Origin of the sequence: Demequina maris, assembly GCF_000971155.1 — a bacterium.
GTDB lineage: Bacteria > Actinomycetota > Actinomycetes > Actinomycetales > Demequinaceae > Demequina > Demequina maris.
In genome coordinates, this window is the sequence record NZ_BBLX01000019.1 from 1 (window position 1) to 4,999 (window position 4,999).

At 70.9% G+C, this 4,999-nt stretch carries 5 protein-coding genes; all 5 read right to left on the bottom strand.

The features are described 5' to 3' along the window. Window positions 1–1,101: adenylyl-sulfate kinase (gene cysC / locus AOM02_RS13950; protein ID WP_228373865.1), on the bottom strand; the 1,101-nt coding region annotated here is incomplete at its 3' end. Between the two features lies 1 nt (window position 1,102). Then, the gene (locus AOM02_RS13955; protein WP_082105116.1) at window positions 1,103–2,107 is read right to left on the bottom strand and encodes a sulfite exporter TauE/SafE family protein; all 1,005 of its coding nucleotides are present in this window, start codon (window positions 2,105–2,107) and stop codon (window positions 1,103–1,105) included. 9 nt (window positions 2,108–2,116) lie between these two features. Next, window positions 2,117–3,364, bottom strand: a complete 1,248-nt coding sequence (locus tag AOM02_RS13960; RefSeq protein ID WP_062300364.1) for a sulfate adenylyltransferase subunit 1 — start codon at window positions 3,362–3,364, stop codon at window positions 2,117–2,119. Continuing rightward, on the bottom strand, window positions 3,364–4,266 hold the full coding sequence (cysD, locus tag AOM02_RS13965) for a sulfate adenylyltransferase subunit CysD (RefSeq protein ID WP_062300367.1): 903 nt from the start codon (window positions 4,264–4,266) through the stop codon (window positions 3,364–3,366). Before cysD ends, AOM02_RS13960 begins: the two co-directional genes overlap by 1 nt. Further along, window positions 4,266–4,991, bottom strand: coding sequence for a 3'(2'),5'-bisphosphate nucleotidase CysQ (locus AOM02_RS13970; RefSeq protein WP_062300369.1), 726 nt, complete (start codon window positions 4,989–4,991; stop codon window positions 4,266–4,268). Before AOM02_RS13970 ends, cysD begins: the two co-directional genes overlap by 1 nt. Window positions 4,992–4,999: the final 8 nt, after the last annotated feature.

Genomic DNA, 4,999 nt, shown 5'->3' on the forward strand with positions numbered 1-4,999 from the left:
GGACTCGGGCTGGATGGCGGCGCGGAGGATGGCCTCGGCGGCGTCCTCGACGGACTCGGTGCCGTCCTCGGCGACCACGATGTCCGCGTCGAGCGGGGTCTCGTAGGGGTCGGAGATGCCGGTGAACTCCTTGATCTCGCCGGCGCGGGCCTTGGCGTACAGGCCCTTGCGGTCGCGGGCCTCGCATACCTCGAGGGGGGTGGCGACGTGGACGAGCATGAAGCGTCCGTGCTCCTCGGCCATGGCGCGCATCTCGGCGCGCATGGTGGCGTAGGGGGCGATGGGGGCGCACACGGCGATGCCGCCGTGCGCGGCGAGCTGCGCGGCGACCCAGCCGATGCGGCGCACGTTGAGCTTGCGGTCGGCGCGGGAGAAGCCCAGGCCGGAGGACAGCATGGCGCGGACCTCGTCGCCGTCGAGGAGGGTGACGCGCTGGTGGGACTCGGCGCGCAGGCGGCGGGTGAGCTGGCGGGCGATGGTGGACTTGCCCGAGCCGGACAGGCCCGACAGCAGGATGACCATGCCGGCGCCGCGGGCGCGGCCGGTGCGGCGGCGCGTGTTGACGGTGGAGGCGAACACGACCTCGGCGAGGTGGGTGAGGAGCTCGTCGGTGGCGGCGGCGTCGAGGTGCGCGGCGGCGGGGCGGGGCAGGACGCGGACCTCGCGGGCGCTGCGGCGGGCGGCCGCGACGGCGCGGGACAGGGTCTCGACGTCGCCGTGGTCGACCAGGACGATGTCGTCGTCGCGGTCGGAGACGTCGTTGCCCAGGGCGAGGGTGGCGTGGTCGAGCATCGGCAGCGATGCGTGGGGGCGCAGCTCGGCGAAGGCGGCCGCGGCGGGCTCGCGCAGCATCGTCACGTCGCCGGCGACCCAGGTGCCGGACTCGGTGGTGTGGGAGCCGGTGACGTCGACGCGGGCCACGGGGGTGGCCTCGGTGTCGAGCAGCTCGATCTGCGCGGGCACCGCGATGTCGGCGATGAGGAGGGTGGCGACGTGGGCGCCGCCGGCGGGCCGCTCGTAGCGCAGCTCGGCGCCGTACGCGCCGGCGCGCAGCAGCTCGAGCTCGTTGAGCTGGAGGGGGGTCAGGCGCAGCTGGAGCACGTCAGCTCTCCTTGTCGGGGGCGGTGTCCTGGGGCCGGTCGGTGGCCGCGGGTGCCGGGGTGGTGGTCTTGGCGGCCTGCGCGGCGGCCTTGGCGCGCTTGTCCTGCCAGATGAAGAAGTGGAAGCCGAGCTGGTGGCGGATGAGGCCCCAGGCGAGGGTGCCGCCGATGAGGGCGGCGGCGAGGGCGGCCAGGGTGAGGGCGTTGGACACGCCGAGCATCTTCAGTCCGGAGATCAGCAGCACCATCGCCAGCGCGCGGCGCACGAGGCCGCCGGAGACGCGGCTGGACAGGTGGGCGCCGAGGTAGGTGCCGGGGATGGAGCCGAGGATAACGGGGATGGTGACGGACCAGTCGACGTCGCCGAACATGAGGTGGGCGATGGCGGCGGAGACGACCAGGGGGACGGCCTGGACGAGGTCGGTGCCGACCAGCTGGGAGGCCTTCAGCGCGGGATAGAGGGCCATCAGCGCGATGATGATGAGCGAGCCCGACCCGACGGAGGTCAGGCCGACCATGACGCCGCCGATGACGCCCACGATGATGGTGGGGACGGGGCGGGGGACGACGTCGGGGCGTTCCTTGGGCAGGGGCGGGGCGGAGCCGTCGCGGGAGCGGGCGCGTTCGCGCAGGCGCAGGTAGGCGCGCAGCAGCAGGCCGGCGGAGGCGATGATGAGGGCCACGCCCAGGGCGCCCTTGGTGAACTTCTCGATGGTCTCGACGTCGCCGATGAGGTGCTGCAGGAGCACGCCGAGGAACGCTGCCGGGACCGAGCCGTAGACCAGCAGGCGGACCAGCTGCCAGTTGACGGTCTTGTTGCGGATGTGGACCCAGGAGCCGAAGGGCTTCATCGCGGCCGCCGCGACGATGTCCGAGGACACCGCGACGGGGGCGGGGATGCCGAAGAACAGCACGAGGGTGGGCGTCATGAGGGCGCCGCCGCCCATGCCGGTCAGGCCGACCACGACGCCGATGCAGGCGGCGGCCGCGATGAGTCCGAGGTCCATGCGGGGGTTCTAGTGTTCGCGGACCACGCCCGCGCCGACGGTGCGGTTGGTGGCCTCGTCGATGAGGATGAACGACCCGGTGGTGCGGTTGTCGGCGTAGTCGTCGACGAGCAGCGGCGAGGTCACGCGCAGCTTGACGCGGCCGATGGAGTTGAGGTTCAGCTCCGTGGCGTCGGTGTTGCGGTGCAGCGTGTTCACGTCGAGCTCGTAGGCGATGTCCTTGACCATGGCGCGGGCCATGCGGGTGGTGTGCAGGATGCCGAGCTTGCGTCCCACGGTCAGGGCGTCGGCGTCCATCCAGCACACGGTCGCGTCGAGGTCCTGGGTGGGCTCGGGGTGGTTGCCCACGCGGCAGATCACGTCGCCGCGGGACACGTCGATCTCGTCCTCCAGGCGCAGCGTGACCGACATCGGCGGCTGCGCGATCTCGAGGGGCCCGTTGGGGCCGTCGATCGCGGCGACCTTGGACGTCATGCCCGAGGGCAGCGCCATCACCTCGTCGCCCACGCGGATGGTGCCCGAGGCGACCTGGCCGGCGAAGCCGCGGTAGTCGTGGACCTCGTTGCGCATGGGACGGATGACGTACTGCACGGGGAAGCGCACGTCCTGCAGGTTGCGGTCCGAGGCGATGTGCACGTGCTCCAGGTGGTGCATCAGCGACGCACCGCCGTACCAGGGCATGTTCACGGAGCGCTCGACGACGTTGTCGCCCAGCAGCGCCGACAGCGGGATCGCGGTCAGGTCGGGCACGTCGAGCTTCGCGGAGAACTCGGTGAACTCCTCGTAGATCTCGTTGAAGCGCTCCTCGGACCAGCCCACCAGGTCCATCTTGTTGACCGCGAGGACCACGTGGGGGACCCGCAGCAGCGACGACAGGGTCGCGTGACGACGCGACTGCTCCGTCATGCCCTTGCGGGCGTCCACCAGGATGATCGCGAGGTCCGCGGTGGAGGCACCGGTGACCATGTTGCGGGTGTACTGCTGGTGGCCGGGGGTGTCGGCGATGATGAACTTGCGCTTCGGGGTCGCGAAGTAGCGGTACGCCACATCGATCGTGATGCCCTGCTCACGCTCGGCACGCAGACCATCGGTCAGCAGCGCCAGGTCCGTGTACTCCGTGCCCCTGGCCTTGGAGGCCATCTCGACCGCGTCGAGCTGGTCCTCGAAGATCGACTTGCTGTCGTACAGCAGACGGCCGATGAGGGTGGACTTGCCGTCGTCGACCGAACCCGCGGTCGCGAAACGGAGAAGATCCATCAGAAGTACCCTTCCTTCTTGCGGTCCTCCATCGCGGCCTCCGACACCCGGTCGTCGCCGCGCGTGGCACCGCGCTCAGTAAGCCTCGTCGCCGCGGTCTCCGCGATGATCTTTTCGACCGTGTCCGCGTCCGACAGCACCGCCGCCGTCAGCGTCGCGTCACCCACCGTGCGGTAGCGCACCGTGCGACGCTCGATCATCTCGCCCTCACGGGGCGTGCAGAACTCGTTCGCGGCCATCCACATGCCATCACGGTGGAACACGTCACGCTCGTGCGCGAAGTAGATCGACGGCACCTCGATGCCGCGCGAGTCGATGTAGTCCCAGATGTCCAGCTCGGTCCAGTTCGACAGCGGGAACACCCGGATCGACTCGCCCATGTGCACCCGGCCGTTGTACAGGTTCCACAGCTCCGGACGCTGGTTGCGCGGGTCCCACTGGCCGAACTCGTCACGGAACGAGAACACCCGCTCCTTCGCACGCGCCTTCTCCTCGTCACGACGCGCACCACCCATGGCGGCGTCGAAACGGTTCTTCTCGACCGTGTCCAGCAGCACCGGCGTCTGGATACGGTTGCGCGAGCCGTTGGGCTCCTCCCGCACCGTGCCCTTGTCGATCGCCTCCTGCACCGACCCCACCACCAGGTTCAGGCCGTGCTCGGCCACGATCCGGTCGCGGTAGTCGATCACCTCAGGGAAGTTGTGGCCCGTGTCGATGTGCACCACCGGCATCGGCAGCCGCGCCGGCGCGAAAGCCTTCAAAGCGATGTGCAGCAGGACGATCGAGTCCTTGCCACCCGAGAACAGCAGAGCCGGACGCTCCATCTGCGCGACGACCTCGCGCACGATGTGGATAGCCTCCGCCTCCAGCGCATCCAGCTGGCTGAACGTGGTTGCCGTCATCAAGAGTCTCCGTCGGTGTAGTCAGAGATCGCCGCGAGGATCCGCGGCGCGAGAGCCGGACGGCACACGACCAGGTCCGGCAGGTAAGGGTCCGAGCCATTGTAGACGAGCGGGGTGCCGTCGACGCGAGAGGTGTGCAGGCCCGCGGCCCGCGCGATCGCGATGGGTGCGGCGGAGTCCCACTCGTACTGGCCCCCGGCGTGGACGTACGCGTCCACCTGCCCGCGCACGACCGCGGCGATCTTCACGCCTGCCGACCCCATCGGGGTCAGCTCGGCGTCCAGCGCGGCACGCACCGGCTCGGTGACGGCCGGCGGACGCGACCGCGACACGGCCAGCGTCAGCGTCGCGCCCTCGGTCGGCTCGGGAGCCGGCGCGACGGTCGCGGACGACAGCACCAGGTCCTCGCCCGGGATCGCGACGACGCCCAGCGTCAGCTCGCCCTTCTCCCACAGCGCGACGTGGACCGCCCAGTCCGCGCGGCCCTCGGAGAACTCCCGGGTGCCGTCGAGCGGGTCGATGATCCACACGCGGTCCGCGCTCAGGCGCGCCGCGGAGTCCTTGGCCTCCTCGGACAGCACCGCGTCGTCGGGACGGTGCTCGGCCAGCATCGCCGCCAGCACCTGCTGGGCCGCGGCGTCGCCGGCGTTGCCCAGCTCCTTGCCCTCGAGCCCCGACTCGCGGCGCACCCGCAGCAGCTCCTCACCCGCGGCGCGCGCGAGCATCTCGCCCA

What these genes read in the sequence shown, in the direction of transcription:
- AOM02_RS13960 (WP_062300364.1), bottom strand. Translation starts at nt 3,364, where the DNA reads ATGGATCTTCTCCGTTTCGCGACCGCGGGTTCGGTCGACGACGGCAAG.
- cysD (WP_062300367.1), bottom strand. Translation starts at nt 4,266, where the DNA reads ATGACGGCAACCACGTTCAGCCAGCTGGATGCGCTGGAGGCGGAGGCT.
- AOM02_RS13955 (WP_082105116.1), bottom strand. Translation starts at nt 2,107, where the DNA reads ATGGACCTCGGACTCATCGCGGCCGCCGCCTGCATCGGCGTCGTGGTC.
- AOM02_RS13970 (WP_062300369.1), bottom strand. Translation starts at nt 4,991, where the DNA reads ATGCTCGCGCGCGCCGCGGGTGAGGAGCTGCTGCGGGTGCGCCGCGAG.